25 protein-coding genes are annotated in these 25,670 nt (G+C 73.9%); 11 read left to right on the top strand and 14 right to left on the bottom strand.

The window, feature by feature from the left end:
- Nucleotides 1–84: 84 nt before the first annotated feature.
- The 6 genes from GA0070606_RS01450 to GA0070606_RS01425 all read right to left on the bottom strand — a co-directional run bounded on the left by GA0070606_RS01450 (nucleotide 85) and on the right by GA0070606_RS01425 (nucleotide 8,061).
- Nucleotides 85–2,703, bottom strand: a complete 2,619-nt coding sequence (locus GA0070606_RS01450) for an ATP-binding protein (RefSeq protein WP_141721496.1) — start codon at nucleotides 2,701–2,703, stop codon at nucleotides 85–87.
- 136 nt (nucleotides 2,704–2,839) lie between these two features.
- Entirely contained in the window at nucleotides 2,840–3,871 is a 1,032-nt protein-coding gene (locus GA0070606_RS01445; protein ID WP_091094690.1) for a methyltransferase, read from the bottom strand.
- Nucleotides 3,868–5,046, bottom strand: coding sequence for an aminotransferase class V-fold PLP-dependent enzyme (locus GA0070606_RS01440; RefSeq protein WP_091094689.1), 1,179 nt, complete (start codon nucleotides 5,044–5,046; stop codon nucleotides 3,868–3,870). The genes GA0070606_RS01445 and GA0070606_RS01440 overlap by 4 nt, the downstream gene beginning before the upstream one ends.
- A complete protein-coding gene (locus tag GA0070606_RS01435) occupies nucleotides 5,043–6,305 on the bottom strand; it encodes a tryptophan 2,3-dioxygenase (protein ID WP_176737187.1) in 1,263 nt (420 codons plus the stop codon). Before GA0070606_RS01435 ends, GA0070606_RS01440 begins: the two co-directional genes overlap by 4 nt.
- Before the next feature lie 72 nt (nucleotides 6,306–6,377).
- Nucleotides 6,378–7,082 carry a tryptophan 2,3-dioxygenase family protein gene (locus GA0070606_RS01430; protein WP_091094688.1) on the bottom strand — a complete coding sequence of 235 codons (705 nt, stop codon included), beginning with the start codon at nucleotides 7,080–7,082 and terminating at the stop codon, nucleotides 6,378–6,380.
- 334 nt (nucleotides 7,083–7,416) lie between these two features.
- Nucleotides 7,417–8,061 (bottom strand): dihydrofolate reductase family protein, encoded by a 645-nt coding sequence (locus GA0070606_RS01425; protein WP_091094687.1) that lies wholly within the window; start codon nucleotides 8,059–8,061, stop codon nucleotides 7,417–7,419.
- A gap of 72 nt (nucleotides 8,062–8,133) precedes the next feature.
- On the opposite strand from GA0070606_RS01425, the gene GA0070606_RS01420 reads away from it, so the two are divergent.
- The gene (locus GA0070606_RS01420; RefSeq protein WP_091094686.1) at nucleotides 8,134–8,655 is read left to right on the top strand and encodes a winged helix-turn-helix transcriptional regulator; all 522 of its coding nucleotides are present in this window, start codon (nucleotides 8,134–8,136) and stop codon (nucleotides 8,653–8,655) included.
- A gap of 177 nt (nucleotides 8,656–8,832) precedes the next feature.
- Here GA0070606_RS01420 and GA0070606_RS01415 read toward each other — a convergent pair whose 3' ends face one another.
- Nucleotides 8,833–9,378, bottom strand: a complete 546-nt coding sequence (locus tag GA0070606_RS01415; protein ID WP_091094685.1) for a TetR/AcrR family transcriptional regulator — start codon at nucleotides 9,376–9,378, stop codon at nucleotides 8,833–8,835.
- Nucleotides 9,379–9,389: 11 nt separating this feature from the next.
- Between GA0070606_RS01415 and GA0070606_RS01410 the strand changes: the two genes are divergently transcribed.
- The 3 genes from GA0070606_RS01410 to GA0070606_RS01395 all read left to right on the top strand — a co-directional run bounded on the left by GA0070606_RS01410 (nucleotide 9,390) and on the right by GA0070606_RS01395 (nucleotide 11,513).
- Nucleotides 9,390–9,779: an ABC transporter permease gene (locus GA0070606_RS01410; protein WP_091094684.1), complete on the top strand. Its 390-nt coding sequence runs from the start codon at nucleotides 9,390–9,392 to the stop codon at nucleotides 9,777–9,779.
- Nucleotides 9,776–10,657 (top strand): hypothetical protein, encoded by an 882-nt coding sequence (locus GA0070606_RS01405; protein ID WP_218105927.1) that lies wholly within the window; start codon nucleotides 9,776–9,778, stop codon nucleotides 10,655–10,657. The genes GA0070606_RS01410 and GA0070606_RS01405 overlap by 4 nt, the downstream gene beginning before the upstream one ends.
- A gap of 424 nt (nucleotides 10,658–11,081) precedes the next feature.
- Nucleotides 11,082–11,513, top strand: a complete 432-nt coding sequence (locus GA0070606_RS01395; protein WP_091094682.1) for a DUF6223 family protein — start codon at nucleotides 11,082–11,084, stop codon at nucleotides 11,511–11,513.
- 83 nt (nucleotides 11,514–11,596) lie between these two features.
- On the opposite strand, the gene GA0070606_RS01390 is transcribed toward GA0070606_RS01395, so the two are convergent.
- The 3 genes from GA0070606_RS01390 to GA0070606_RS01380 all read right to left on the bottom strand — a co-directional run bounded on the left by GA0070606_RS01390 (nucleotide 11,597) and on the right by GA0070606_RS01380 (nucleotide 14,098).
- Nucleotides 11,597–12,259 (bottom strand): response regulator, encoded by a 663-nt coding sequence (locus GA0070606_RS01390; protein WP_091094681.1) that lies wholly within the window; start codon nucleotides 12,257–12,259, stop codon nucleotides 11,597–11,599.
- Nucleotides 12,256–13,401: a sensor histidine kinase gene (locus tag GA0070606_RS01385; RefSeq protein WP_245724531.1), complete on the bottom strand. Its 1,146-nt coding sequence runs from the start codon at nucleotides 13,399–13,401 to the stop codon at nucleotides 12,256–12,258. Before GA0070606_RS01385 ends, GA0070606_RS01390 begins: the two co-directional genes overlap by 4 nt.
- A gap of 238 nt (nucleotides 13,402–13,639) precedes the next feature.
- Entirely contained in the window at nucleotides 13,640–14,098 is a 459-nt protein-coding gene (locus GA0070606_RS01380) for a carboxymuconolactone decarboxylase family protein (RefSeq protein WP_091094679.1), read from the bottom strand.
- Nucleotides 14,099–14,184: 86 nt separating this feature from the next.
- Between GA0070606_RS01380 and GA0070606_RS33085 the strand changes: the two genes are divergently transcribed.
- The 3 genes from GA0070606_RS33085 to GA0070606_RS01370 all read left to right on the top strand — a co-directional run bounded on the left by GA0070606_RS33085 (nucleotide 14,185) and on the right by GA0070606_RS01370 (nucleotide 16,015).
- Complete coding sequence (locus tag GA0070606_RS33085) at nucleotides 14,185–14,367, top strand: sigma factor (protein WP_245724530.1); 183 nt, start codon at nucleotides 14,185–14,187, stop codon at nucleotides 14,365–14,367.
- On the top strand, nucleotides 14,310–15,059 hold the full coding sequence (locus GA0070606_RS01375) for a sigma factor-like helix-turn-helix DNA-binding protein (protein ID WP_245724529.1): 750 nt from the start codon (nucleotides 14,310–14,312) through the stop codon (nucleotides 15,057–15,059). The genes GA0070606_RS33085 and GA0070606_RS01375 overlap by 58 nt, the downstream gene beginning before the upstream one ends.
- 110 nt (nucleotides 15,060–15,169) lie before the next feature.
- Nucleotides 15,170–16,015: a hypothetical protein gene (locus tag GA0070606_RS01370; RefSeq protein ID WP_091094678.1), complete on the top strand. Its 846-nt coding sequence runs from the start codon at nucleotides 15,170–15,172 to the stop codon at nucleotides 16,013–16,015.
- A 91-nt stretch (nucleotides 16,016–16,106) separates the two neighbouring features.
- On the opposite strand, the gene GA0070606_RS01365 is transcribed toward GA0070606_RS01370, so the two are convergent.
- Complete coding sequence (locus tag GA0070606_RS01365; RefSeq protein ID WP_091094677.1) at nucleotides 16,107–16,619, bottom strand: GNAT family N-acetyltransferase; 513 nt, start codon at nucleotides 16,617–16,619, stop codon at nucleotides 16,107–16,109.
- A gap of 270 nt (nucleotides 16,620–16,889) precedes the next feature.
- Between GA0070606_RS01365 and GA0070606_RS01360 the strand changes: the two genes are divergently transcribed.
- On the top strand, nucleotides 16,890–18,113 hold the full coding sequence (locus GA0070606_RS01360) for a multidrug effflux MFS transporter (RefSeq protein ID WP_091094676.1): 1,224 nt from the start codon (nucleotides 16,890–16,892) through the stop codon (nucleotides 18,111–18,113).
- 185 nt (nucleotides 18,114–18,298) lie between these two features.
- Here the strand turns inward: GA0070606_RS01360 and GA0070606_RS01355 are convergent, their stop codons facing one another.
- On the bottom strand, nucleotides 18,299–19,051 hold the full coding sequence (locus GA0070606_RS01355) for an SHOCT domain-containing protein (RefSeq protein ID WP_091094675.1): 753 nt from the start codon (nucleotides 19,049–19,051) through the stop codon (nucleotides 18,299–18,301).
- Nucleotides 19,052–19,409: 358 nt separating this feature from the next.
- Here GA0070606_RS01355 and mtnA point away from each other — a divergent pair, with 358 nt between their 5' ends.
- Nucleotides 19,410–20,423 carry an S-methyl-5-thioribose-1-phosphate isomerase gene (gene mtnA / locus GA0070606_RS01350; protein ID WP_091094674.1) on the top strand — a complete coding sequence of 338 codons (1,014 nt, stop codon included), beginning with the start codon at nucleotides 19,410–19,412 and terminating at the stop codon, nucleotides 20,421–20,423.
- Between the two features lie 33 nt (nucleotides 20,424–20,456).
- Complete coding sequence (locus GA0070606_RS01345; protein WP_091094673.1) at nucleotides 20,457–22,415, top strand: bifunctional aldolase/short-chain dehydrogenase; 1,959 nt, start codon at nucleotides 20,457–20,459, stop codon at nucleotides 22,413–22,415.
- Between the two features lie 249 nt (nucleotides 22,416–22,664).
- On the opposite strand, the gene GA0070606_RS01340 is transcribed toward GA0070606_RS01345, so the two are convergent.
- Nucleotides 22,665–23,270, bottom strand: a complete 606-nt coding sequence (locus tag GA0070606_RS01340; RefSeq protein WP_245724528.1) for a TetR/AcrR family transcriptional regulator — start codon at nucleotides 23,268–23,270, stop codon at nucleotides 22,665–22,667.
- 85 nt (nucleotides 23,271–23,355) lie between these two features.
- On the opposite strand from GA0070606_RS01340, the gene GA0070606_RS01335 reads away from it, so the two are divergent.
- Nucleotides 23,356–24,768: an MFS transporter gene (locus GA0070606_RS01335; protein ID WP_245724527.1), complete on the top strand. Its 1,413-nt coding sequence runs from the start codon at nucleotides 23,356–23,358 to the stop codon at nucleotides 24,766–24,768.
- 278 nt (nucleotides 24,769–25,046) lie between these two features.
- Here GA0070606_RS01335 and GA0070606_RS01330 read toward each other — a convergent pair whose 3' ends face one another.
- Nucleotides 25,047–25,577, bottom strand: a complete 531-nt coding sequence (locus GA0070606_RS01330) for an SRPBCC family protein (protein ID WP_091094670.1) — start codon at nucleotides 25,575–25,577, stop codon at nucleotides 25,047–25,049.
- Between the last annotated feature and the right edge of the window lie 93 nt (nucleotides 25,578–25,670).

Here is a 25,670-nt window from a genome sequence, read left to right as displayed (position 1 = left end):
AGGGCGAGGGCCGGCACGCTGCCCGACCTGCCTGGACCTCCGGGTGGCTCCGACACCCGGGAGGGCGTTGCCCGTCAGCGGCGGTCAGGGGGTCGTGTCCGGCGCCAGGGCAGCGCGCAGGCGGTCGCACGCCTGCGGGTCCAGTCCGTCGAGCCGGTCCAGGGCCTCCCGCCAGTGTCGGCGGGCCACGGCGCGGTGTCCGAGGCCCGCGTGGGCGTTGCCGAGCATCTGGAGCGCCAGGCCGATGCCCCGCCGGTGCTCGTAGCGTCGGCAGATCTCCAGCGACTCGGTCGCGCGGGCGATCGCCTCCCGATGGTCACCGCAGGCGTGCAGTGTCTCGGCGAAGTTGACCAGCGCCTGTGCCTCGCGTAGCGGATCGGTGCCGCCGTCGGCGATGGCGCGTCCCGCCTCGTGGCAGGCGATGGCCCGGGAGTGGTCGCCGAGACGCTGGTATACCAGGGCCAGGTTGTCGAGCACCGACCCCTCCTTGTGCCGGTGACCGAGCTGTCGCCGGATGGCCAGGGCCGACTGCAGGTGGTGCAGGGCGCCGGTCAGGTCGCCGCTGTCGCGCAGAGCGTTTCCGAGGTTGTTCAGGATGGCGGCCTCCCGGCTCCGGTCGCCGAGTGCGCGCTGGACGACCAGGCACCGCTCCAGGATGGGAATCGCCTGCTCGAGCCGGCCCTGGCGCAGCAGCGCGACGGCGACGATGTTGAGGCCGGCCGCCTCGCCCGAGCGGTCGCCACATCGGCTCGCCGCCGCGGCGGCGAGGTGGCCGAACTGCTGCTGTTCGGCGATGTGTCCGGCGTAGTCGAGAAACTTGGCCGCCACGAGGGCCAGGTCGCGGACCCCGGTGAGGGTCCGTCCGGCCGCGGCCTGCTGACGGGCCACCAGCAACAGGTTGGTGTGCTCCCGCTCGAACCAGGCCCACGCGTCGGTCGTGTCGCACAGGGGCGGGCCGGGGCGGGTCGGGCCGGTCGGCTCGTCGATGCCGAACCGCTCGTCCGAATACAGCAGCCGCGCCGCGCGGACGGTGACCGCGAGCAGCCACGCGGTCAGACGGCCGAGGGCCGCCTCCCGGTGGTGCGGGTCGTCCACCGCCAGCGCCCGCTCCCGGGCGTAGAGCCGGACGATGTCGTGGAACCGGTACCGGCCACCCCCGGCCGACTCGATCAGGTGCGCGTCGGTCAAGGCGTCCAGGGCCCGCTCGGCGGCGGCGACCGGCAGGTCGGCCAGCGCCGCGCAGCCGTACGGCGTGAGGTGCGTCCAGTCCGGCAGCGCCGCGAGCCGGAAGAGCCGGGCCGCCTGCCGGCGTTCGCCCTGTCGCGCGTCTCCGAACACCTGGTAGCCCAGGTGCAGGCTGGCCCGTACGGACAGGTCACCGACCTCCAGGACGTCCAGCCGCAGGCCCTCGTCGTCCATCCGCTCGGCGAGGCCGGTGAGTGAGGCGTCGGGCCGGGCCGCGGCGCGGGCGCCGACGATCCGCAACGCCAGCGGCAAGCCGCCGCACCGGCGGACCACCGTCGTGGCCGCGGCGGGCTCCGCCTGCACGCGGTGAGCACCGGTGAGCCCGGTGAGCAGGTCGAGCGCCGCGTCGTCGGACAACGGGTCGACGCGGATCCGGGCCGTCGTGTCGAGGTCGGCGAGCACCCACCGGCTCGTGACGATCGTGGCGCACCCGGGCCCGCTGGCCAGGAGCGGTCGGACCTGCGCCGCCGACGCGGCGTTGTCCAGCACCACGAGCACGCCCCGCCCGGCGGTCCAGGTGCGCAGCAACGCCGAAGCCTCGTCGAGCGAGGCGGGGACGGTGGGCACGCCCAGCGCCCGCAGGAACCGGCCCAGCACGTCCGCGGGGTCGGCCGCCGCGACGCCGTCGGTGGCCCCGCGCAGGTCGGCGTAGAGGCAACCGCCGCCGTAACGCCCCACGATCCGATGCGCCACGTGCAGGGCGAGCGCGGACTTGCCGACCCCGCCGGCGCCTTCGAGGAGGCACACCGCGGCGTCGGCCTGCGTCGCCGCGAGCAGCCGACCGACCTCTGCCGAGCGGCCCGTCATCAACGGCGGCGCCGGTGGCAGTTGATAGGGGACCGGTGCCCCCGAACCGCCCTGTTCCGGCAGCGGCTCGCTGACGGCGGGCGACGGCAGACCCCGTAACACGGTCCGGTCCCGCCCCCCCCCGCCGGACGCGGCGGCCCGCCCCGGTTCCCGGCCGGCCGACCCGATTCCGCCGCCTGCCGGGATCAGGCGGAGGGCGGCGGAGCGCTGCGTGTGGGACGTCGGCCCGCCACCGTCGGTGTCGGGCGCGGCGACGGGACCGCTCGGACCGGTGACGCGGGCGACCGGACCGACCGGGGAGTGTCCGGGCCGGCCCGACGGCCGCTCCCGACTGGGCGGCGTCGTCGCCGCACGGGCGGCGGCCAGCCGGCCCCAGACCGCCAGCCACGCCGACGCGCGGTCGTCCGGCACGTCGCAGGCCCGCAGCAGCGCCGACACCAGATCGCGGCGGGGCAGCGTCGACCGGCCCAGCATCGTCGCCAGGGTGCTCGCCGGCAGCACGTCCCCGTTGCGTTGCGCGCGGCGGGCGATCTCACGATATGCGAGGCCCGACTGGTCGCGGACGCGACGCAGCAGCATGACGTACTGCTCCGGGTCGGTCGCGGTGCTCGGGTCGACGCCGAAGTCGGCGGCCGTCATGCGCGCCCTCACGTCAGATGTCGTCTGCCCGGGCCGAGGGCGCCGGGCGGTTCTGCCAGGGGTGCGTCACACGGTACAGGGCGCAGGCCAGTGCTCGCGGCCCCGATCCTCCCCAGTGGACGGAGCCGCCCTTGCCGGACCGGCCGTGTCAGGCGGCCGGGGCCGGCTTGTACGCGACCACCAGCTCCCAGGCGCCGGGCAGCATCCCCACCCGTTCGAAGCCGACGTCGGTGAGGAGCCTGGTGTAGAACTCCGCCTCGCGCAGCCGGCTGACACAGCTGTCCACGCCGATGAGGAAGTAGCTCCAGAAGAACTGCATGGCCAGCCGGTCCGGGGTGCGGAACTCCTCGCAGATCAGCAACAGCCCGCCCGGCTCCAGCGCCGCGTACGCCTGCTCCACCAGGCGGCGGGCCACCTCGTTCGGCCAGTCGTGCAGCACCCGCACGAACGACATCGCGTCGTACCCGCGGGGCAGCGGTTCGGCCAGGAAGTCGCCGCCGACGAACCCCAGCCGTTCGGCGTGCCCCCGCGCCGACCGGGTGGCCGCCACCAGTGGCGCCACCGCCGGCAGGTTGTACACGTCGGCCCGCAGGCCCGGCGCGGTGTCCAGGATGTGCGCCGCGAGCGTCCCGTCGCCGCCGCCCACCTCCAGCAACCGGCGCCGGTCCGACCACAGCAGGTCGGCGTGCCGCCGCACCGCCTCGATCACCGGTCCCAGCCCGACCGCCATGCTGCGTTCGAAGTCGGCGGTCTGCGCGTCGGTCTTCGGCGGCCAGGCGAAGTCGTCGTCGCCGATGCTGACCTGGCCGCGCAGGCTCTCCGGCAGCCGGCCGTGCAGTCGCCGCCACGGGTAGCGGTCCCGGTCACGCTCGACAGCGCCGGGGCCGACCACCGCGGCGATCGCGTGGCGCAGCCCCGGTACGGCCCGGTAGCTGGTGGCGCCGATGTCGTCGTCGGGTTCGTCGCGCGTCACGAAGCCCAGGCTCTCCAGACAGTCGAGGAACTTGTACAGCCGCAGCGGGCGTACCCCGAGCCGGGCTGCCAGCGCGTCGAGGCGGACCGGCCCGGGCTCCAGCGCGTCGATCAGGCCCATGCCGAACGCCGTCTCCAGCACGTCCATCGCCTTGGGACCGTTGGCGAGCAGGCTCATCAGGGCCCGGGGGGACAGGGTGACGGTCACCGGTGCAGCTCCTTGTCCAACGCGTCCATGAACGCGTCGACCTCGTCGAGGGTGTTGTAGACGTGCGGGCCGACCCGCAGGTAGCCGCGCCAACTGCAGATCAGGCCGCGGGCGGCCAGCCGCCGCTTCACCGCCTCGCCGTCGGGAACGTCCAGGCACACCACGCCGCCGCGGCGGTGCGGCGCGGTCGGGCTCGCCACCGCGATCCCGGCCTCGCCGGCCCGATCCAGGACCCGCTGGGTGAGGGCAAGCGAGTGCCGCCGGATGGTGTCGGTGCCGATCCCGGCCAACAGGTCCAGGCCGACCTGCGAGACCAGGGAGGTCAACGGGTACGGGGTGCCGCCGGCGAACCGCCGGGCACCGGGTGCCCAGCCGGTGGACGGCTGGAACGTCAGCGCCCGGTCGCCGGCCTGCCAGCCGGTGGCCGCCGGCGCCAACTCCGGCACCAGGTCCGGGCGGACGTAGAGGAAGGCCGTGCCGACGCCGCAGAGCCACTTGTGGGCGCCGCCGAGAACGACGTCGACGCCGAGGGCGGTGACGTCCAGCGGCACCACCCCCACGGTCTGGAAGGCGTCGACCACCACCAGCGCGCCGACGTCGCGGGCCCGGGCGACCAGGCGGGGCAGGTCGACGGTGGCGCCGGAGGTGAAGCTGGCGTGCGACACGCAGACCAGCAGCGTCCGCTCGTCGACGCGCGCCTCCAGGGCGTCCTGGTCGAGGTGGGGCCCGCCCGCGCCGACCACGTCGAGGCGGGCGCCGTAACGGCCGAACGCCCGGAAGACGAACGGCACCGTCGGATACTCCAGGTCGGTGGTGACGACCCGGTCGCGCGGCGGGCGGTAGTCGAAGCAGGAGGCCACCCGGGCGAGCAGCGCGCTGAGGTTCGCGTCGGTGACGACGCTGCCCGGCGGTGCGCCGATCAGGGCGGCCACCGCGTCGGCGTACCGGTCGAGGCCGACGTGCCAGCCCTGCCACACGTCGTCCCGCCAGGTGCGCAGCGTCTCCCAGTAGTCGTGCAGCACCCGCTCGGCGCCCCTCGGCACCGCGCCGGTGGAGTTGTTGTTCAGGTAGACGCACGTCTGCAGCAGCGGGAATTCGGCGCGCAGCGCGGCGTGCGTGGCAGTGTCGAGGCACCCGGGCTCGACGGGTCCGGGCGTCGGGTCGGATCGGTTCACGTGGTGCGGCTCCCTACCGGGTCGACCGGGCGGGCGTCGGTGGTGACGGCCGTGAAGACGGGTACGGCGCGGACCGCCGCCAGGTACGGTGTGCCCTCCGTGTAGCCGGTGCCCGAGCGGGGACCGAGCATCCGGGCGGCGATCCGATGGTGGGTGCGCCGCCACTGCGACAGGGCTCCGGCGAACGCCTCCATTCGCCGCGCCACCAGCGCGCGTTCCGCGCCGTCGAGCCTGCCCGCACGCACGGCCGACCGGTACGCCTCGTCGATCGTCGGCTGGCCGGCCCGCACCGCGGCACGCACCTCCGGCACCGACCGGTAGGCGACCGAGTCCAACCGGCCCTCTTCGGGCGTCCGGCAGAGCGACTCCACGAGCTTGTAGGAGCGCGACTGGATGGCGCTGGCTCCCTCGGTGTACTGCCGGAACGTCCGGAACGACTCCGCCCGCATGGTGGCCAGCAGCGAGAAGAGCGGACCTGCGGTGGCGAGCAGCTCCCGGGCGTGTCCCAGCCGGTCGGCCGCCGGGCGGGGGTCGACGCCGGCCAGCGCGGCGATGGTGGCACGCAACTCGTCGGCGACCCCGGCGAAGAGACACTCGTACGCCTGGAGCACCCGGATGAACAGGTACTCGTCGTGGGTCACGTGGACCGGCAGCATGCTCAGCCGCAGCGGAGGGTCCCCGTCGGCGTCGAGGCCGGCGGCGGCGCCGTGCAGCGCGGCGGCGGCGGTCGCCGGCTCGCCGGTGATCGCCCCGGCCAGGCCGAGGCGGTCCAGTGCGGGGAAGGCGGCCCGGACGCCGAGCCGGCAGCGCTTGGTCACCACCGGCGGCCCTGGACGCTGCTCTGGGAGCAGGTCGGTGGCGCCGGAGGCGGCGGCCAGTTCGAAGGCCACCGCGTCGGCGATCAGGCGGACCATCAGCCGGTCACGGGCGCGTCGCGCGGTGACGTCGTCCCCGGCCGGGGGCGGGTCGGCCGCCCCGCAGGGCAGCCGCAGCAGGCGCAGGGCCAGGTAGCTGCGGTAGTCGTAGCGGCCGTCCCACTTGTCGAGCGCCACGTCGAGGAAGTCGGTCAACAGCCGGGTCCCGTCGTCGCCGGTGACCGCCGGCGTACCGGCCATTCTCGCCCGGGTCTCGTCGAGCACGGCGAGCAGTTTCTTTTCGACGAAGTGTTTGCCGACCCGGTGGAATTCGCGCAGCACCGTCGGGTAGGGAAACGTCCGTGGGTCGGCCGTACCGGACAACCAGCTCGTCAATTCGTACACGAATCGCCCCTCGACGCTTCCGGGTCGGCACCACAATTGGGTGAGGCCGGTCACTGCCGGCGAGTGCGAATCTCAGGGTCGGGCGGCACCGAAATCGTCGGCTGCGCGGTGACGCCGGGCCTGCCACAAATCGGGGAAGAACCGGTGCCCGACGAGCTTCGCCAGCATGGTCGCCGCGCTGCCCGGGGTGCCGGCCGGGGCGTGACCGCCGACCCGCAGGGCGACCTGGTAGTGCCGCGCCCGCCACAGCGACACCTGCTCGTCCCAGTCGACCATCGCCTCGGCCAGGCGGTGGACCGGGTCCGCCGGGTCCGCCGGGCACAGCCGCTCGACCGGAATTGCCCGCTCGACGAGGCAGGCGGTGAAGGCGCGGCCGAGTTGCCGGCTGGCCGCCTGGGTGTGTCGCCAGCCCGGTGACTCTGCCCCGGAGCCGTTACCGAGCGCGGGCTGCATCGCCTGGAAGTCCACAGGGGACAGATGGCGGAACATCTCCAACTGGTCGGTGACCAGCCGCACGGCGAGCGTCGCCCGGGCCAGCAGCGCCTCGGCCTCGGCCAGTCTGTCGGCGCCGACCCGGGCGCTCGCCTCGGTCACCTCGGCCGCCGCCAGTTTGAGCCAGAGCTCGGTGGACTGATGCACCACCTGGAACAGAAGTTCGTCACGGTGGATCATCTCGGCGGGGGACCGCTGGAGGTCGAGCAGCGCCTCCGTGCGCATGTAGCGTGCGTAGTCGGTGGCGCCGCTGCCGGGCAACACGGGCGACTGCTCACGCTTCACGGAATAGCCTTTCATCCGGCTTCGGCACGAGGGATCAATCGTGCTTCGGCGGCAATTATCCAACGACACGAAGCAATGCGCTACCCCTTGATTGCGCTCTGTTTCCGGCTCGCCGAGAAAGGGCTGCGTGTCACGCCGAAGGGCTCGGCGAGGCATCACATCCGACGATCGATGTCAATGCCATGGGCGCGGTTGACCGTCGACGTCGGAGGTGGCGACGTCTCGTAATGCGACCCGACCAGCCGCCGGCGGCCGGGGCCGGGCCGGACCGTCGACGACACCCGGGGCGTCGTGCCAGGTCGGCGCGCGCCGCGCGCCACGTGCGCTGTCGGTGTCACCGTCTCCAGAACAGGAGGTGGGTGACTCCGCTGGGGCTCGGCACCGACTCGAGGTGGAAGCGGTCGAGGAGTTCGGTGTGGCTCTCCCACAGCCGTTCGCCTCGGCCCAGGTCGACGGGTGCGACGGCGATGTGCATCGTGTCGACCAGGTCGGCCTCGAGGAACTGGCGGAGGGTGGCGACCCCGCCGCCGAGTCGCACGTCCCGACCGGCGGCGGCCTGCTTCGCCTGTGCCAGTGCCTCGGCCGGGCTCGCGTCGAGGAAGTGGAACGTGGTGTCGGCCAGGCTGAACGACGGGCGCGTGTGGTGGGTGAGCACGAAGACCGGCGTGCGGAACGGCGGCTTGTCGCCCCACCATCCCTGCCAGTCGTGGTTCTCCCAGGGGCCGCGCTGCGGGCCGAACTTGTTGCGCCCCATGATCTCCGCCCCGATGTTGTGTCTGAAGTCGCGGGTCATGTAGTCGTCCAGGCCGCGGGTGCCGCCGGGCTCGGTACGGTTCACCCAGCTGGCGGTGGCGCCCGCCCAGGACCACATGAGGGCGGGGTCGGCGTGACCGAAGGGGCGCTCCAGGCTCTGCCCCTCGCCGGCGCCGAACCCGTCACGCGACACGTTGAAGCACTGCACCCGCAGCAGTTGCGGCATGTCTCCTCCTCGGGAGCGGCGAGCGATTCCGGTTGCGGATTGCAATCGGACCGACCGTACTACACTGATTGCATGCTGCAACCAGTGGGTGACGGCCGCCTGCCGGTGCCGAAGGGGAAGTCGGGGTGCCCAATCAACCTGACCGTCGAGCTGCTGGGCGACCGCTGGAGCCTGGTCGTGCTGCGCGACGTCATGTTCGGCGGCCACCGGCACTTCCGCGAACTGCTCACGAACTCGGTCGAGGGCATCGCGTCGAACATCCTCGCCAGCCGCCTGTCGAAGCTCGTGGACGCGGGGCTGCTCAGCCGCCACGACGACCCGAACCACCGACAGAAGATCGACTACCGCCTCACCGAGGCCGCGATCGAACTCGTTCCGCTCATGGCGCACCTCGGCGCCTGGGGCTCCCGGTGGCTCCCCACGTCGCCCGAGCTGTCGATCCGCGCCCACCTGCTCGCCGACGGCGGCCCGCAGATGTGGGACAGGTTCATGGACGAACTCCGCGCCACGCACCTCGAAGGACGTCCGCAACCCGCCGACGGCGTCCTCGCCCAACTCACCGCGGCCTACGAACGCGCCGCCTCCGCAGGCTAGGGGCTCCGGGTCGGAAGACGTCTCCCCGGGCGCCCGGGGAGGCTGGCCGGAATGCTGGTGACCACGACTGCGGTCACGCGACGGTTCGACCCGCCAACCGTGCGCGACGCTCCGGCGGGCTTTCTCCCTGGCCGGTGCCGCCGGGTTTCGTCGTCCGGATCGGATGCCGTTCAGTGGTCAGTCGGTGCAGAGTTGGGCGTGCAGGGTCTCGCCGACCCATTGCTGCCATCGCTCTGCCGGCCAGCCACGTTCGCGTACGAACAGCAGGTACAGCTCCGGGCTGAGCAGCCCGTACAGCAGATCGGCGGCCTGCTCCACAGCGACGTCCGGGCGTGCGCCGGGCTTGCCGGTGAGTGCCTCGGCCGCCGCGCGCTGGACGACGTAGCGCGGATCGACGTCCTGTGGCCATAGCGCGGCGACCTCCGGGTCGCTCGCTGCCGCGGCCTGGAGCATCCTGCCGATCGGCGCGGCCCGCTCGAGGACGGACGCGGTGCCCGCGACGTACGCACGGAGCATGTCCCGGGCCGTCTCGGCGGCGAGCGCGTCGGTGTACCACCGTCGGTTCATCGTGGCGCCCGGCTGGTCGTCGCCGGCGATGGTGACGTCGACCAGTTCCTTGAGCAAGGCGCGCTTGTTGCCGAAGACGAAGTAGATCGTCTGGACGGCGACCTCGGCCCGGTCGGCGACGTCCTGCAGGTTCGTCGCGCCGTAGCCGTCGCGCATGAACAGTTCGAGTGCCGCCTGAAGGATGCTCCGGGGTCCTGCCCGCACTGCTGCTGGGAGTCAACGTGCTGGCCTTCACCTTCCTGCTGGCCGCGCTCGCCCTGCGTGCGCCGATGATCGGTGCCCTGCAGTCGCTGCTGACGTCGCTGGTGCTGCTGCTCAACGGTTCGTTCCTGCCCCTGGCCTTCTATCCGGACTGGCTGGCCGCCGTCGCCAGGCTCCTGCCCACCACGCTGGGCATCGAGGCGGTCAGCGAGATCCTGTTCGACGGGCGCACCCTGGCCGAGTGCTGGACCGGCGGCACGCTGCCCTGGCTGGTCGTCCACACCGCCGCGCTCATCACCGTCAGCGGCCTGGTCTTCGTCCGCAACCACCGTCGCGCCCTGCGGGAGCCGTCATGACCTTCGCCCGCGGCTTCGCCGCAGAAGTACGCAAGGGCCTGCTGAACCTCGTCGCGGCATGGCGCGAGGTCCTCATCCAACTGATCACGTTTCCCGTCTTCTACCTGCTCATCGTCCTGTTCATGGGTCGCGGGCAGCTCCGCGCCGAACTGCTGTTGCCGACCCTGCTCGGCATGATGGCGTTGACGTTCATCCACGAGCAGGTCAACCGCGTCTTCTGGAGCTACCTGGGCGACATCCAGTCCGGGGTGCTGGAACAGACCTATCTCACCCCGCTGCCCTCGGCCGCGCTCATCCTCGGCCGGCAGGTTGTCGCCGCGATCTCCGCGCTGCCCACCGCACTGGCCGTCCTGGCCACCGGGGCCACCGCCATCACCCTACGGGGAGGGCGCGTGCCCTTCGACTTCCGAGTGATCGTGCCACTGGCCGCCATCGTGCTGGGCACCTGCGGGTTGGCGCTCATCCTGTGCGGCCTGACACTGGTGTTCAAGCGCATCGAGATCATCACCCAGCTCTCCGTGGCCCTCTACGCCATCGCCGGCGGCACCCTGAGTTGCCGTCCTCAGCCGGCTGGCCGTGCCGATCGCACCCGGTCTCGAGGCCATGCGCGACATCCTGCTCGGCGGCCACTCCCTGACCGCCCTGCCGAGCGGCTGGGGCCTCGGTTGGCTCCTCGCCCAGCCGCTGCTCATCACCGCCGCCGGCATCATCCTGTTCAACCGGCTCGAACACCTTGCCAAGCGCCGCGGCACACTCGGCCGACCGTAGAGCGGAGACCCCCGTGTCCTCGGAAACCCTCACGCTACGACCGATCGGCCAGGTGGTCGGCGGCCGAAGCGGAGCCTTCGAAGACGACTGGCACGACGTCCGAGCGGTGATCCGGCTGGACGGCCGGTCCTGTCCGGAGACGGCGCTGCTCGGTCTGGAGGGCTTCTCCCATCTGGAGATAGTCTTCTGCGTCGATCGGATCGACCCGGACGACGTCCCACGTCAACCACGCCGCCCGCGCGGCAGCCCCCACGCCGCGTCCGTGGGGGTTCTTCGCTCACCGTGGGCCGAGTCGGGCCACCGATCTCATGAGCCGTCACTACTGACACCTCAGCAACTGTCGGCTCGTCGTCCGGCGCCGCGCCCGTGCCACAGGCAGGGGTCGGCTCCGGGCGGGACAACCATGGCGGTACAGCAGCCCGAGCGCGTACGACCCCGGTGGTAGGTCAAGCGGCAACTCCGGCATGACGACCCGTGACCACCCCGGTGCATACGCTGCCGCCTGTAGCCGTCGCGCGAGGAAAGGGATCCACCATGTACGGGCGTCACCTGCTGACCGCCGCCGCAGCCGCCCTGGTCGGGGCGTTCGGGATCGCCGCACCGGCGGCCGCCCACCTCTCGACCCAACCGGCCGCCGCCAGCGCCACCACCCTGAGCGCCGGGCGACTCGGGGCCGCCGTCGCCGCCGTGCTGGGCCTGGCCGGCGCGATCGTCGGCGGGCTCGCACTGGCCCGCCCCACCAGCCGGGTCGGCACCGCCCGGGGGCGACTCGGTGCCACGGTGGCCCTGGTGGCGGGGCTGATCGGCCTGGCCGTGGCCGCGGTGGTCGTGGCCACCTCCGACAGCGGCGTCGGCACCGGCAACGGGCGGGGCGGGGCCTACACGGCCCTGGTGCTGGGACTCGTCAGCGTCGTCATCGGTGGGCTGGCGCTGGCGCGCTCCCGCCGTACCGGGCCGACCGGCTGACCCGCGTCGACCCGGCCACCGCGCCGGGTCGACGCCCCGGCGGCGGCGTCTTGTCCACTCCGTCGGGGGCCCACGGGCGCGGGTCAGGAGCGGGCGAGCCAGCCGGGAACCGTCAGGCCCGACTCGTACGCCAGGATCACCAGCTGGGCCCGGTCCCGCACCCGGGCCTTGGTCATGATCCGGCTGACGTGCGTCTTCGCGGTGGCCGGGCTGAGCACCAGCCGCGCCGCGATCTCGTCGTTGGACAGGCCGGCCGCGACCAGCGCCATCACCTCGCGCTCCCGGTCGGTGAGCGCGCTCAGGCGCGGGCCCGGGTCCGGATGCGTGGCGCGGGCGGCGAACTCGGAGATCAGCCGGCGGGTGATCGACGGCGCGATGAGCGCGTCGCCGCGCGCCACCACCCGCACCCCGTGGATCAGCTCCGCCGGCTCGGTGTCCTTGACCAGGAACCCGCTCGCGCCGGCCCGCAGCGCGTCGTAGACGTAGTCGTCCAGGTCGAACGTGGTCAGGATGATCACGCGGACGTCCGAGCCGGCGGTGATCTCCCGGGTGGCGGCCAGGCCGTCCGTCCCGGGCATGCGGATGTCCATGAGGACGACGTCCGGCCGTAGCTGCCGGGTGAGCCGCACCGCCTCGGCGCCGTCGGCGGCCTCGCCGATCACCTCGATGCCGTCCTCGCCGTCCAGGATGGACCGGAATCCGGCGCGGACCAGGGTCTGGTCGTCGGCGAGCAGCAGCCGGATCACGCCGTGTCCCCCGGCTCCGCTCGCGACGCCGGCGCTCCCGCCGGCACCGGGTCGGGCCGCAGCGGCAGGCGGGCGCGCACCCGGAAGCCGCCGTCGGGCCCGGGACCGGCGTGCAGCGAACCGCCGAGGGCCCGGGCCCGCTCGCCCATGCCGACGATCCCGTTGCCGGGCGGGCCGGGTGTGCCGGTGCCGTCGTCCTCGACCTCCAGCAGCAGGTCGCCGCGGTCGGGCCGGACCCGGATCACCGCGGCGGCCGCGCCCGCGTGCCGGGTCACGTTGGTCAGCGACTCCTGGACGATCCGGTACGCCGCCAGGTCGACCTCCGGCGGCAGCGGCGGGGTCCCGGCCAGCTCGGTGCGGATCTCCAGCCCGGACCGACCGGCGGCCGCGACCAGCTCGTTCAGGTCGCTCAGGCCGGGTGCCGGCGCGGTCGGCGCCTCGCCCTCCTGCCGCAGGATGCCCAGCGTCGTACGCAACTCGCGCAGCGTCTCCCTGCTCGTCTGCTTGATCGCGGTGAGCGCCTGCGCGGAGCGGTCGGGGTCCGGGCGGTGCAGCGCGGCGCTGGCCTGCACGTTGATCAGCGAGAGGTGGTGCCCGAGCACGTCGTGCAGTTCGCGGGCGATACGCAGCCGCTCCTCGGTGGCCCGGCGTCTGGACTCCTCGGCCGTCCGCTGCTCGGCGGCGGCCGCCCGGGCCTGCGCCTCGGCCAGGTAGGCCCGGCGGTTGCGGGTCACGCCGACGATGACCGCGACGAGCCAACCGGCGTGCAGCAGCGTCGCCCCGTTCGCGCTGTCGGCCGTCCTGTGGTAGCTGTCCGCGACGGCGAAGGCGAGCACCGAGCCGAGACCGAGGCCGATGGCGACCGCGAGGTGCCCCTCGTCTACGACGGTGTAGAGCGCCACGACGAACACCAGCATGATCGGCCCGGGCCGGTGCAGCAGAACCCCGTACGCGCCGACGGCGGCCAGCGCCACCACGCCCACCGCCACCGGGTGGCGGCGCCGGACGTACAGCGCGCCGGAGGCGGCCAGCACGGCGATCAGCGCCGCCCACTCCGCGGCGGCGTCGACGCCGCGCGACTGCACGATCAGGCCGACGAGGGCGACCAGACCGACGGCGAGCACCACGACCGTGTCCGCCACCGGGCCATGCCACCGCGACCTCGCCATGCGCCGAAGCCTAGTGGAGGCGGCCACCGGCCCGTACCCGCCGCCGGCGTCGGCCGCCCGGCCGGCACGCTCAGGCGGGCGTGTCGATGGCGGCCGGCGACCAGCAGCCGAACGAAGGCGGACCGGCGATCCGCCGCAGGCTCGCCGGGAGACGCAGGATCTCCCGGCGAGCCGGCCCCGCCGCGCGGTCGGGGCGGGCGTCATGCCGGGTTCAGCCCCAGGTCCTTCCGGCGGGTTCCTTGATGGTGCGGTTGATCCGGTTGAAGAAGTTGGTCAGTGCGATCTCCAGGTTGAGTGCGCCGATCTGCTCCTCGGTGAAATGGGCGTTGACCTCGTCCCAGATCTCGTCGGTGACGCCCTCCGCGCCGTCCTGCAGCCTGGTGGCGGCCTCGGCCAGCGTCAGCGCCGCGCGCTCCGCGTCGGTGTAGAACGGCGCCTCACGCCACGCCGCGACGTTGTGCAGCCGCTCGTCGGTGTCGCCAGCCCGCTTTCCTCCGGCGACACTGGCGTGGACGCACGCCGAGCAGCTGTTGATCTGGCTGACGCGCAGGTGCACCAGCGCGAGCAGCTTCGGGTCGACGCCACCTGCGGCGATCGCCTTCTGGAGGTGCTGGATCCCGGTCCACACGGCGGGGTTGCCCGTGTTCGTGTTCTTGAGCCGGCTTTCCATGCGAGGGTGCTCTCCTTCGTCGGGTTACGTTGTCGGGCTGCTGCCCGTCATCCCTGTGACGTGAGCGGCTCCCAGGAGGTAACAACATGCCCGGCACCCATCCCACGGACCCGATCCTGGATGCCTTCGAGTCCCACCGTGCCCGGCTCCGAGCCGTCGCCTACCGGGTGCTCGGATCCGACGCCGACGCCGAGGACGTGGTCCAGGAGGCGTGGCGCGCCTCTCCCGGCAGGATGCCGACACCATCGACAACCTCGGCGGCTGGCTGACCACCGTGGTCGGCCGAATCAGCCTCGACGTCCTGCGGTCGGGCCGGACCCGCCCGGAGGTCTCCTTCGACGACCGGCTGCCCGACGTCACCGTGACACTCGACGACGCTCCCGCACCGGAAGACCTCGTGACGCTCGGGGACTCCGTCGGGCTGGCGCTCCTCACGGTCCTCGACTCGCTGCGCCCGAACGAACGACTGGCGTTCGTGCTGCACGACGTGTTCGCCGTGCCCCACGAGGAGATCGGGGCGATTCTCGGCAAGTCCGCCGACGCGACGAAGATGCTCACCAGCCGCGCCCGCAGGAAGGTGCGGTCCGCCCAGCAGCCGGCAGGCACCGGACGACAGGAACGCGAGGTGGTCGCCGCCTTCCTGGCCGCGGCCCACGACGGTCGGTTCGAGCGGTTGCTGGAGGTCCTCCATCCCGACGTGAAGCTCACCGTCCACACCCCCGACGGTCGGTTCGTCACCCTCGGAGCCACCGAGGTCGCCACGCGGGCGCGAGTGGCGGCCGGCGCGGCACGAGGACGTGCGGCGAGCGTCGACGGCCGGCCCGGCGTGATCTCCTGGAACGAGGACGGCACCCCGCTCTCCCTGCTCACCTTCACCGTCGCCGACGGGCGCATCACCGAGGTCACCGCCGTGGTCGATCCGGCCGTACTCGCGCTCATGGACCTGCCCGACCCGTGGTGATCCGCGAAACTGCGGCAGTTACTTGACAAATATATAGCGATCAATGTCTGTCTGCGGTACTGCTGGCTGGTGCACCTAAACCCGCAACACCCGGCAAACGGAGGCGTGCCATGCTGACAAACCGTCGTGCCCTGGGGGCGGCCGGCGCAGTGCTGCTCCTGGTGGCGGCTGCGCTCATCGCCGTGGGGGCGAACCACCGCGTCACGGAATCCGAGCGGGTGGCGCTGGCCGCGGCGACCGCCGCACGGGCCGTGCCGGCGCTGTCGGAGGACGGGCTCCGGGAGGTCCTGCTGCCCAAGACCGACCACCCCGAGGGAACCGAGCTGGTGGAGATGTCCCTGACCGACGCGTCGCGGATGTTCGCGCCCGATCCGCAGGTCACCGTCGAGCCCGTGGCCTGCCTGGGTTCCCTGCAACTGGCCGTCGGCGAGCAGGGTGCGGCCGGCGTCGGGTGGATCCAGGTCGGCAGTCGACGCGGATCCGAGAAGGGCGCCGCCAACAGGTTCACCGCGACGGTGGCGCAGCTGCCCGACGGGCTTGATCTCGCCCGCCTCCGCGAGGTGGCGGGCACCTGCACCTCCGGCACCATGACCTGGGAATCTCAGAAGATCCGCGCCACGATCCAGCTCACCGAGGTGCCCGTGCCCGAGTTGGAGGGGGCGACGACGTACGGCCTGCAGTCGACCATCACGTTCACGGGCCTGACCCAGCAGCAGTTCGACCAGCTGGTCGCGGACAGCTGCCGGGCCGAGGCGGCGGCGGCCGTCGTCGCGGCCGGCTGGACCTGCGACGAGGACGTGCGGGCCGCCGCGACCGACGGGGACCACACCATCGAGCAGTACCAGCTCTACGTGGCCCGGGGGAACCACTACCTGGAGATCTGCGAGCCGGACCTGGCCGTGGCGATCTCGATGTCGAAGACGCTGCACGACCGGCTCCGCTCGGTCGTCAAGTGAGCCGAGGTGACCGGCTCGACCTGCCGCGCGCCGGTCGGTCGAGCCGGCTCACCGCCGGAGGCGACCCGGCCGGCCGCGCGGCGACGACGGATCACAGGGTGATCCAGTACCGCCGTGCCGCGCCGAGTTCGGTGTCCCGGACGCCCTCGAGCTCGCCACCGTGGTGCTCGATCGTCCTGGCGGAGGCGACGTTGTCCACCTCGCAGACGACCAGCACCCGCCCCAGACCCAGCGCCCGCGCCTCGTCGAGCATCCGGCCCAGCGCCCAGGTGGCCAGACCGCGCCGGCGCGCCGACGGGCGGACGCCGTAGCCGATGTGGCCCAGGAAGTCGTCGAGCTCGTGCCGCAGCGCGATCGCGCCGAGGACCGCGCCGTCCTCGACGATCCACCGGTACGTGCAGCGGACCCGACCGTCCCGCGGCGGCGTCGACTGATCAGACTGCTCGGTCAGGCGCGCCACCCAGGCCGCGAACCCGGCGGGGGAGTCCACCTCGTCGGACGGTTGCAGCCCGAAGCCGTCCTCGTGGACGCCCGGGCCCCAGTCGTCGCGCGCATCGCGCCAGGCGGCATGAAGTCGGACGGTGGGCGCGACCAGTTCCGGCATGCGACGACGATAGCGCCGCGCGACCGGTGCCGGTGGGCACGGCCGTGCGGAGCGCGGTGGACGCGGACCGCCGGCTCCGGCGCCGAGCCATCGGTGTGATCTCCATTGCGTGTCGATCCCGGCGGGAATGAGATCACCGGGTCCGGGTTGGAGCCAGACATGACTTCTGCAACGTCCCCCGCGGCTGCGCGACCGGTCGACGGCGACCCGGCGACGTCCACGATCGACGTGCCCGAGGGCCCCGCGGCTTCGCTGACACCGGGTGACCTGATGAGTCCTCGACAACGCCTCCGGCTCGTCCTCGTGCTCGGGTCGCTGATCGCGGTGGGTCCGCTGACCATCGACATGTACCTGCCCGCGCTTCCCTCGATCGTCGCCGACTTCCACACCACGTCGGCGGCGGTCCAACTGACCCTCACCGGCACGCTGGCGGGCCTCGCCCTCGGCCAGTTGCTGATCGGGCCGCTCTCCGACGCGATCGGCCGGCGTACGCCGCTGATCGCCGGCGTCGCGCTGCACGTCGTGGCGTCGCTGCTCTGCGCCGTCGCACCGAACATCGCGGTCCTCGGCGCGTTGCGGGTGGTGCAGGGCCTCGGCGTGGCGGCGGCCTCGGTGGTCGCGACGGCCGTGGTACGCGATCTGTTCAGCGGCGCGGCCTTCGCCAGGTTGCTCTCCCGGCTGCTGCTGGTCATGGGTGCGGCGCCGATCCTCGCGCCCACCCTCGGCGGCGCGCTGCTGCGCTGGACGGACTGGCGGGGCGTGTTCGTGGCCCTGGCCGTCCTCGGCGCCCTGCTGATCGTGGTCGCCGCGCTCGGCCTGCGCGAGACGCTGCCGCCGCAGCGGCGTCGCTCCGGCGGCGTGGTCGCGACCCTCGTCGTGTACGGCACGCTGCTGCGCGACCGCACGTTCGTGGGCCTCGTGCTGGTCGCCGGGTTGGCCATGGCGGCGCTGTTCGCCTACGTGGCCGGCTCCTCGTTCGTGCTGCAGGACCAGTACGGCCTGGACGAGCAGCAGTTCGGGCTGGCCTTCGGCGCGGGCGCGGTCGGGCTGATCGCGGCGACCCAGTTCAACGTACGGCTGCTGCGGCGCCACTCGCCGCAGCGGATCCTCGTCGCCGCCCTGGGGGTGGGGACCGGCGCCGGCCTGGTGCTGCTCGCCTTCGCCGCCACCGGGCTCGGCGGGCTGCCCGGCCTGCTGGTGTCGTTGTGGGTGGTGCTCGCCGCGGCGGGCCTCGCCATGCCCAACGCGCCGGCCCTGGCGCTGTCGCGGCACGGCGAGGCGGCCGGAACGGCCTCGGCCCTGCTCGGCGCCGTGCAGTTCGGCGTCGGGGCGCTGGCCGCGCCCCTGGTGGGCGTGCTGGGCACCGGCGCGGTCGCGATGGCCGTCGTCGTGGCAGGCGGCATGGTGGCGGCCATGGCGGTCCTGCTCGTGGTGGTGCGGCCGTCCCGGCTGGCCGACCTCGCGCCGACGGCGGTTGTCGTGGCGGCGCACTGACGGCCGGCGGCGCCACCTACGGGCGCGCCGCCCGGTTCCCGGCCCGACCGGGGCCGGGGCGGACCACTGTGACCAGCTCCGGCCCGCGCGGGTCGCGCGGCGGGACGGTGCCGGCGCCGCCGGCCGCGGTGCCAGGGCCGCCCAGCGGCAGCGCCGGCGGGGGGCCGGGTCGGGCGGGCGAGCGCTCAGGGCAGGTCGGCGAGGATCCTGCGCTTCTGGGCCGCGAACTCCTCGTCGGTCAACGCCCCGGCCAGGCGCAGTTGGTGCAGCTTCGCCAGCCGGTCCAGCGGATCGGCGTCGCCGACATCGGCGACGTCCAGTGGGTCGCCGAGGACGAACCGGCGCCGGTCGGCGGGGTCGTACCGTACGGCGAAGCGCTGGCCCCGGCTCGGCGCGCCCAGCCGGGAGACGACCAGGGCGGTCTCCCCGGTGAAGGACGGCGAGCCGTCGGAGGGGCTGATGTGCAGGGTCAACCGCACCCGTGGGTCGTCGTTGATCGTCACCCCGGTGTCCTGCACCCGGGTGATCGTGCCGATCGCCTCGTCGCCCTCGGCGGCCAGCCGCGTCGCCGCCCTGCGCCGGTGCAGGACGAACGGCAGGAGGGCCAGCGGCACCAGGATCAGCAGGCCGAAGATGCCGGCCAGCAGGAACGGCGTCGTCCGCTCGGCCGGGGGCAGCTCCGCGGCGGCCCGGAGCGCCGCGACGGTGAGCGCCAGGAAGAGGCCGGGGAGGGCCAGGCCCGCCCCGGCGATCACCGCGCCCACGACCGCGACGACCCCACCGAACAGGGCGCCCAGGTATCCCGGCGCCTGCGGCGGGCACGCCGGCTGGCCGAAGTCGCCGCAGGTGCCGATCAGCAGCAGGCCGTGGACGGCCCAGCCGACGGCGACGCAGCCGGTCGCCCCGACGACGTGCGCGATGATCTTTCGGATCGACATGGCCGCATGGTAGACGCCGCCCGCCTCCGCCCGGACTCCCCGCTGGCGCCACGGACGTCCCGCCCGGCGGTCGTCGCCGCGGAGTCAGTCGGCGGCCCGACCGGGTGCGGACAGGACGCTGTCGAGCACGTTGCGCAGGCACGCCTCGTCGGGTGGTGGCAGATGGACCACGAGGCGGTGGTGGAACTGCTCGACGCGCGGGCTGAACCACTGCCGGCGCAGTTGCTCGGCCAGGCCGAGGTCGACGTGCCCGTGACCCGGCCGCTGACCCGCGCCCGATCCTCCGGCCAGCCGCCGGGAGGTAGCGGGGGAGCGGGGCGCCCCCGTAGGTTATGGAGCCGGACAGGGGAGGGGCGTGATGCGGACCATCGACTGGCAGGACGGCCTGATCGTCGCCATCGACCAGACCCGGCTGCCGCACGAGGTCGAATTCCTCCGGATCGGAACCGTCGACGAGCTGATCGCGGCGATCCGGTCGCTGGCGATCCGGGGCGCGCCCGCGATCGGCGTCGCCGGGGCGCTCGGGGTGGCCCTCGCCGCCCGCCTGCACCCCGACGACCCGGCGCGGCTGCGCCGGGTCGTGGACGCGATCCGGGCCGCCCGCCCCACCGCCGTGAACCTCGCCTGGGGCGTCGACCGGGTGCGCGCCCGGCTCGACGCCGAGGGCGCGGAGGCGGCCCTCGCCGAGGCCCTGGCGGTGCTGGAGGAGGACGTCCGCTGCTGCCGGGCGCTCAGCGAGCGCGGCGCCCGCTGGCTGGTCGAGACGGTGGGGCCACAGGTGGCGGTGCAGACCCACTGCAACGCCGGCGCCCTGGCCACCGTCGAGTGGGGCACCGCGCTCGGTGTGGTCCGTTCGCTCCAGGAGCACGGCGCGCTGACCCACGTGTACGCCTCCGAGACCCGCCCGCTGCTGCAGGGCGCGCGGCTGACCGTGTGGGAGCTGGCGCAGATCGGCGCGCCGCACACCCTCGTGGTGGACTCGGCCGCCGCGTCGGTGCTGGCGGCGGGCCTGGTCGACGCGGTCGTGGTCGGCGCGGACCGGATCACCGCCAACGGCGACGTGATCAACAAGGTGGGCACCTACCCGCTCGCGCTGGCGGCGGCCCGCGCCGGTGTGCCGATGGTGGTCGCCGCGCCCGAGTCGACCGTGGACCTCGCCACCGCGACCGGCCGGGACGTCCACATCGAGGTACGCGCCCCCGAGGAGATCACCGCCCTCGGTGCGGCGGCCGTGGCGCCGGCCGGCACCGAAACCCTGAACTACGCCTTCGACGTCACCCCGGCGGACCTGGTCACCGCCATCGTCACCGAGAGCCGCGTCATCCTCCCGGCCGACGGCGGCCGCCCCGACGACCCCACCGGCCGGGCCTGACCCGCCCGAACCTTCCCGAGGAGCCACCCCCGAATGCTCAACCGCTGGTCCGCCGCCGACGCCCCGGACAGCTCGGACGCGATCGCGCGACTCGTGTACGCGTCCCGGCTGCTCGGCGCCGACACCGGCCTGGTGCTGCACGGCGGCGGAAACACCTCGGTCAAGACGACCGTCACCGACCTCACCGGTGAGCCGGTGGAGGTGCTCCACGTCAAGGGCAGCGGCTCCGACCTGGCCACCATGGACGCGTCCGGCTTCACCGCCCTGCGGCTGGAGCGGCTGCGGGCGCTGTTGCGGCTGGAGCGGCTCGGCGACAGCGACATGATGAACGAGCTGCGCTGCGCCCGCCTCGACGCGACCGCGCCGGACCCCAGCGTCGAGACGCTGCTGCACGCGTTGCTGCCGCACCCGGCGGTGCTGCACAGCCACGCCGACGCGCTGCTCGCCCTGACCAACCAGCCCGAGGGCGCCCGGCTGGTCGAGGAGGTCTACGGCGACAGCGTCGTCGTGGTTCCGTACGTCATGCCGGGCTTCGACCTGGCCCGGCTCTGCGCGGAGCTGTATCCGGCGCGCGCCCACGCCGGGACGGTCGGCATGGTCCTGCTCAACCACGGGCTGTTCACCTTCGGTGCGGACGCCGAGGAGGCGTACCGCCGGCACATCGAGCTCGTCGGCCGGGCGGAGGAGCGGATGGGCATGCCGCGGCCCCGGGTCGCGCCGGCCGCGCCCCGGCCGGTGGACCGGTTGCGGCTGGCCCGGTTGCGCCGGGAGGTCTCCACCGCGGCGGGCGCCCCGATGCTGCTCAGCCGCTACGAGGACCCCGCGGTGCGGGCGTTCCTCGACCGGCCGGATCTGGCGGCGGTCGCCACCCGCGGCCCGGTCACCCCGGACCACGTGCTGCGCACCAAGCGGATCCCGCTGGTCGGCACCGACGTGGCGGGGTACGCCGACGCCTACCGCGACTACGTCGAACAGAACCGTTCCCGGGCCCGCACGGCGCTGACCATGCTCGACCCCGCGCCCCGGGTGATCCTCGACGCGGAGCTGGGGATGCTCACCGCCGGCCGCAGGGCGGCCGAGGCCATGATGGCCCGGGACATCTACCGGCACACCGTCGACGTGATCGAGGCGGCCGAGGCGGTCGGCGGCTACCGGGCACTCTCGGCACCGGAGATCTTCGACCTGGAGTACTGGGAGCTGGAGCAGGCGAAGCTGCGGCGCGGCGGCCCGGCGCCGGAGTTCGCCGGCGAGGTGGCGGTGGTGACCGGGGCGGCCTCGGGCATCGGCCGGGCCTGCGCCGAGGCGCTGCTGGCCCGGGGCGCGTGCGTGGTGGCCCTGGACCGGGACCCGTCGGTGGGCGGGTCGGACGGGCCGGCCCGGCTCGGCCTGACCGTGGACGTGACCGACTCCGCGGCCGTCGACGCCGCCCTCGACACGGCGGTGGACCGGTTCGGTGGGGTGGACATCGTCGTCGCGGCCGCCGGGGTCTTCCCGGCGACACGGGAGATCGCCGGGCTCGACGAGGCCGACTGGCGGCGCACGATGGCGGTGAACGCCGAGTCGGTGGCGTACCTGCTCTCCCGCACGCACCCGCTGCTGACGCTCGCGCCCCGGGGCGGCCGGGTGGTGGTGGTCGCCTCCCGCAACGCCCTGGCCCCCGGGCCCGGCGCGGTCGCCTACTCCGCGTCGAAGGCGGCGGTGACGCAGGTCGCCCGCGTGGCGGCGCTGGAGTGGGCGGCCGACGGCGTCCGGGTCAACGTCCTGCATCCCGACGCGGTCTTCGACACCGGGCTGTGGAGCGCGGAGGTGCTGGAGGCCCGGGCCCGGCGTTACGGGCTGACCGTTGCGGAGTACAAGCGGCGCAACCTCCTCCGTACGGAGATCACCAGCGCCCGCGTCGGCGACGTGGCCGCCACGCTGTGCGGGGAGACCTTCGCGGCCACCACCGGGGCACAGATCACCGTGGACGGGGGGAACGAGCGGGTGATCTGAGCGTCGCGGCCCGCCGGCCCGTCGGCCGGCCACCGCGGCCCGCCCGCCGGCCAACCTGGCCTGCCTGCCCACCACCGGGCCTGCCTGCCCGCCACCGGGGCCCGGCGGGCGGCCACCGCCCGTCACCCTGGCACGCCGGCCATCCTGGCCTGCCTGCCCGCCACCGGGCCCCGGTGGCGGGCGACCACCGCCCGTCACCCTGGCGCGCCGGCCTGGAGGGCCGACGCCTGCCTGCGCCCGTGGCGTGCCTCAGCCGGGAACGCGCCTTCCCGGCGCAGTGAAGGCGGCCAGCACGGTCGCCGTGATGAAGGAGGCGGCCCGGTCGGGATCGAGGCGGCCGGCGTTGATCTCGTCGGCGGCGTTGTGCATCACGCTGTGCATGACGCCGACCAGCCACGGTGTGGAAAGGTCGCTGCGGAACACCCCCTCGTCCTGGCCGCGCCTCACCAGGCCCTCGACCCGCGCGACCGGGCCGGCGTGCAGGTCACGGATCCGGCCCGGCGGTAGGACGCCCTGCGCCGCGAGCAGGAGGGACTGGTACTGGCTGACCAGTTGCCAACTGGACTCGATCAGCCGGGTGAGCGCCTGCCGGGCGTCGCCGACCAGGTCGACCGCGTCGAGTGCGGCGTGTCCCTGGGCGATGGCGCGGGCGAGCGCGGCATCCACCAGGTCGGTGCGGTTGGGGAAGTGGCCGTAGACCGTGACCCGCCCGACGCCGGCGGCCTTGGCGATCTCGCTGACGCTGGCGTCCGGGTTGCGGCTGAGGGCGGCCACCGCGGCCTCGAGTATCGCCGAGATGCTGCGCTGTGCGTCCGCTCGCCTTGCCGGCGACTTCTGCGGCGTCGGTACCGTCACCCGATCTCCCTTGTCGAACAGTGCTGTACGAGTTACTGTACCCCAGCACAACTCATACAACGCTGTTCGAATTGGAGGCGACGCCGTGTCCACCCAGGCCGTCGACCAACCGGAAACCACCGCCGTCGATCCGCGCCGCTGGCGCATGCTGGCACTGCTGGGCATCGCCCAGTTCATGCTCATCCTGGACGTCACCGTCGTGGCGATCGCGCTGCCGCACATCGGCGCGGACCTCGGCCTGCAACGCGACACGCTGACCTGGGTGGTCAGCGCGTACACCCTGATGTTCGGCGGTCTGATGCTGCTCGGCGGGCGCGCGGCGGACCTGTTCGGCGTCCGCCGGGTGGTGCTGCTCGGGCTGCTCGTGTTCACCGTGGCGTCCCTGGTCACCGGCCTGGCCGGCGGCGCCGCCGCGCTGCTCGGCGGCCGGGTCGCCCAGGGTGTCGGCGCGGCGATGCTGTCGCCCGCGGCGCTGTCGGCGGTGATGAGGGTCTTCCCCGAGGAGGAACGCAACAAGGCGCTCGGCGTCTGGTCGGCCCTCGGCGGCGGCGGGTCCGCGATCGGTGTCCTGCTGGGCGGCGTCCTGACGGCGGGCCCCGGCTGGCAGTGGGTGTTCTACATCAACGTCCCCATCGGCCTGGTCGTGCTGGTGGCACTGGCTCGGATGCTGCCGTCGCACCTGTCCCAGGGGACCCGGGCCCGCCTGGACGTTCCCGGCGCCGTCCTCGTCACGGCCGCCACCGGCACGGCGATCTACGCGCTGATCAACGCCGGGGACCGTGGCTGGGCCAGCGCCGTCACCCTCGGGACGCTGGCCGGCGCCGCCGCCCTGTACGCGCTGTTCGCCGTGGTGCAGCGCGCCGTGCGGTCGCCGCTGATGGACCTGCGCATCCTGACCCGCCGGCCGGTGGCCGCCGGCACGTTCCTCATCCTGGTGGCGACCGCGCTGATGATCGCGGTGTTCTTCCTGGGGTCGTTCTACCTGCAGCACCACAAGGGCTACGGCGCCCTGCACACCGGGCTGCTGTTCCTGCCGGTCGCCGTGGCGACGATCGTCGGAGCGCAGGTCGCCGGCAACGTCGTCGGTCGCCTCGGGGCCCGGTCCGTCGCGACGGCGGGCCTGGTGATCGCGGCCCTGGGCACCGCCGTGCCGGTGTTCTGGACGGGTGCGGCACCCGTGGTGACCGGGATCAGTCTCGGTGCGGCGGGGATCGGCGCCGCCTTCGTCGCCTCCTCCACGACCGCCCTGGGACAGGTCGCCCACCACGAGGCGGGGCTCGCCTCCGGCCTGCTCAGCACCTTCCACGAGTTCGGCGCCGCCCTCGGCGTGGCGGTGGTGTCGAGCGTCGCGGCGGCGAGCATCGCCGGCAGCAGCGGCGTGGGCTTCACTCGCGGCTTCACCTTCGCCGCGATCGCGGCTGCGGTTTCCGCCCTCCTGGCCCTGCTCATGGTCCCGACCGGGAAACCCCCTGCGGGAGCACGGGCCCACGCGCACTGAGCAGGCTGCGAGTCGACGCGGCGGAACGCGGAAGTCGCGCCGGCCGCCCGACCCGCGGATCCCGGCCGTCCACCGGCGGCACCGTGCCGCGCGGATCATCGGCGGGTCGTGGTCGTGCCGCCCGGCCGGTCGCGGGAATGCGAGTGCCGGCCCGTCGCCACCGTGCCGCCTGGTCGATCACGGGGATGCCGGTGCCGCCCGTCGCCTCGGACGCCTCGTCCGAGGCGGCGGGCGCGGGCCCGGGCCACGGTGGCGGCCGTTCGGCGCCGCCGCCGTCGTCAGCGGGGCCGCTCGGCGAGGTTCCGGATGCCCTGGAGGGTGGTCGTCATGGCCTCGCGCAGGGCGGCCAGGCGGAATTCGATGATCTTCTCCTCGTTCTCGGGGGCCCGGTCGATGAACAGGCTCAGCCCCGTGCGACCCGGGCCGATGCGCACCCACTGGGACAGCCGGCACCCGTCACGCTCCGGCGTGAGCCGGAACTGCCAGGTGGCGGCCGGGTGCTCCGGGTCGGCCGGGCCGCCGCCGAAGCGGTTGTCGGGGTCTAGCACCAGCCAGCCGAAGACCCGTGGCTCGTCGAACCGCACGACGTGCGAGATGGTCCGCCACTCGCCCAGCGCCGGATTGTGGTTGTGCCCCTCGAACCGCGCGCCGAGCGCCGGCCCCGAGCTGCCGTCCAGCCACCGCACCCGGCGTAGCTCCGGGCTGAACCGCGTGGGCAGCTCGACATCCGTGACCAGCTTCCACACCCGGGCGGGATCGGCCGCCACGTGCAGGTCGCACTCGACCGTCGGGCCGTCGACGTAACGCATGGCACCCTCCTTTGTGGTCCCTCCCGCGGATCCTCCCACCGCGCCCGTCGCCGCGGGCAAGTCGAGGCCGGCGACGTCACACGGACGGGCGCG

The organism is Micromonospora citrea (genome assembly GCF_900090315.1).
GTDB classification, from domain to species: domain Bacteria; phylum Actinomycetota; class Actinomycetes; order Mycobacteriales; family Micromonosporaceae; genus Micromonospora; species Micromonospora citrea.
The sequence above is the reverse complement of the archived record's forward strand: the minus strand, read 5'-3'. Positions and strand labels throughout refer to the sequence as shown.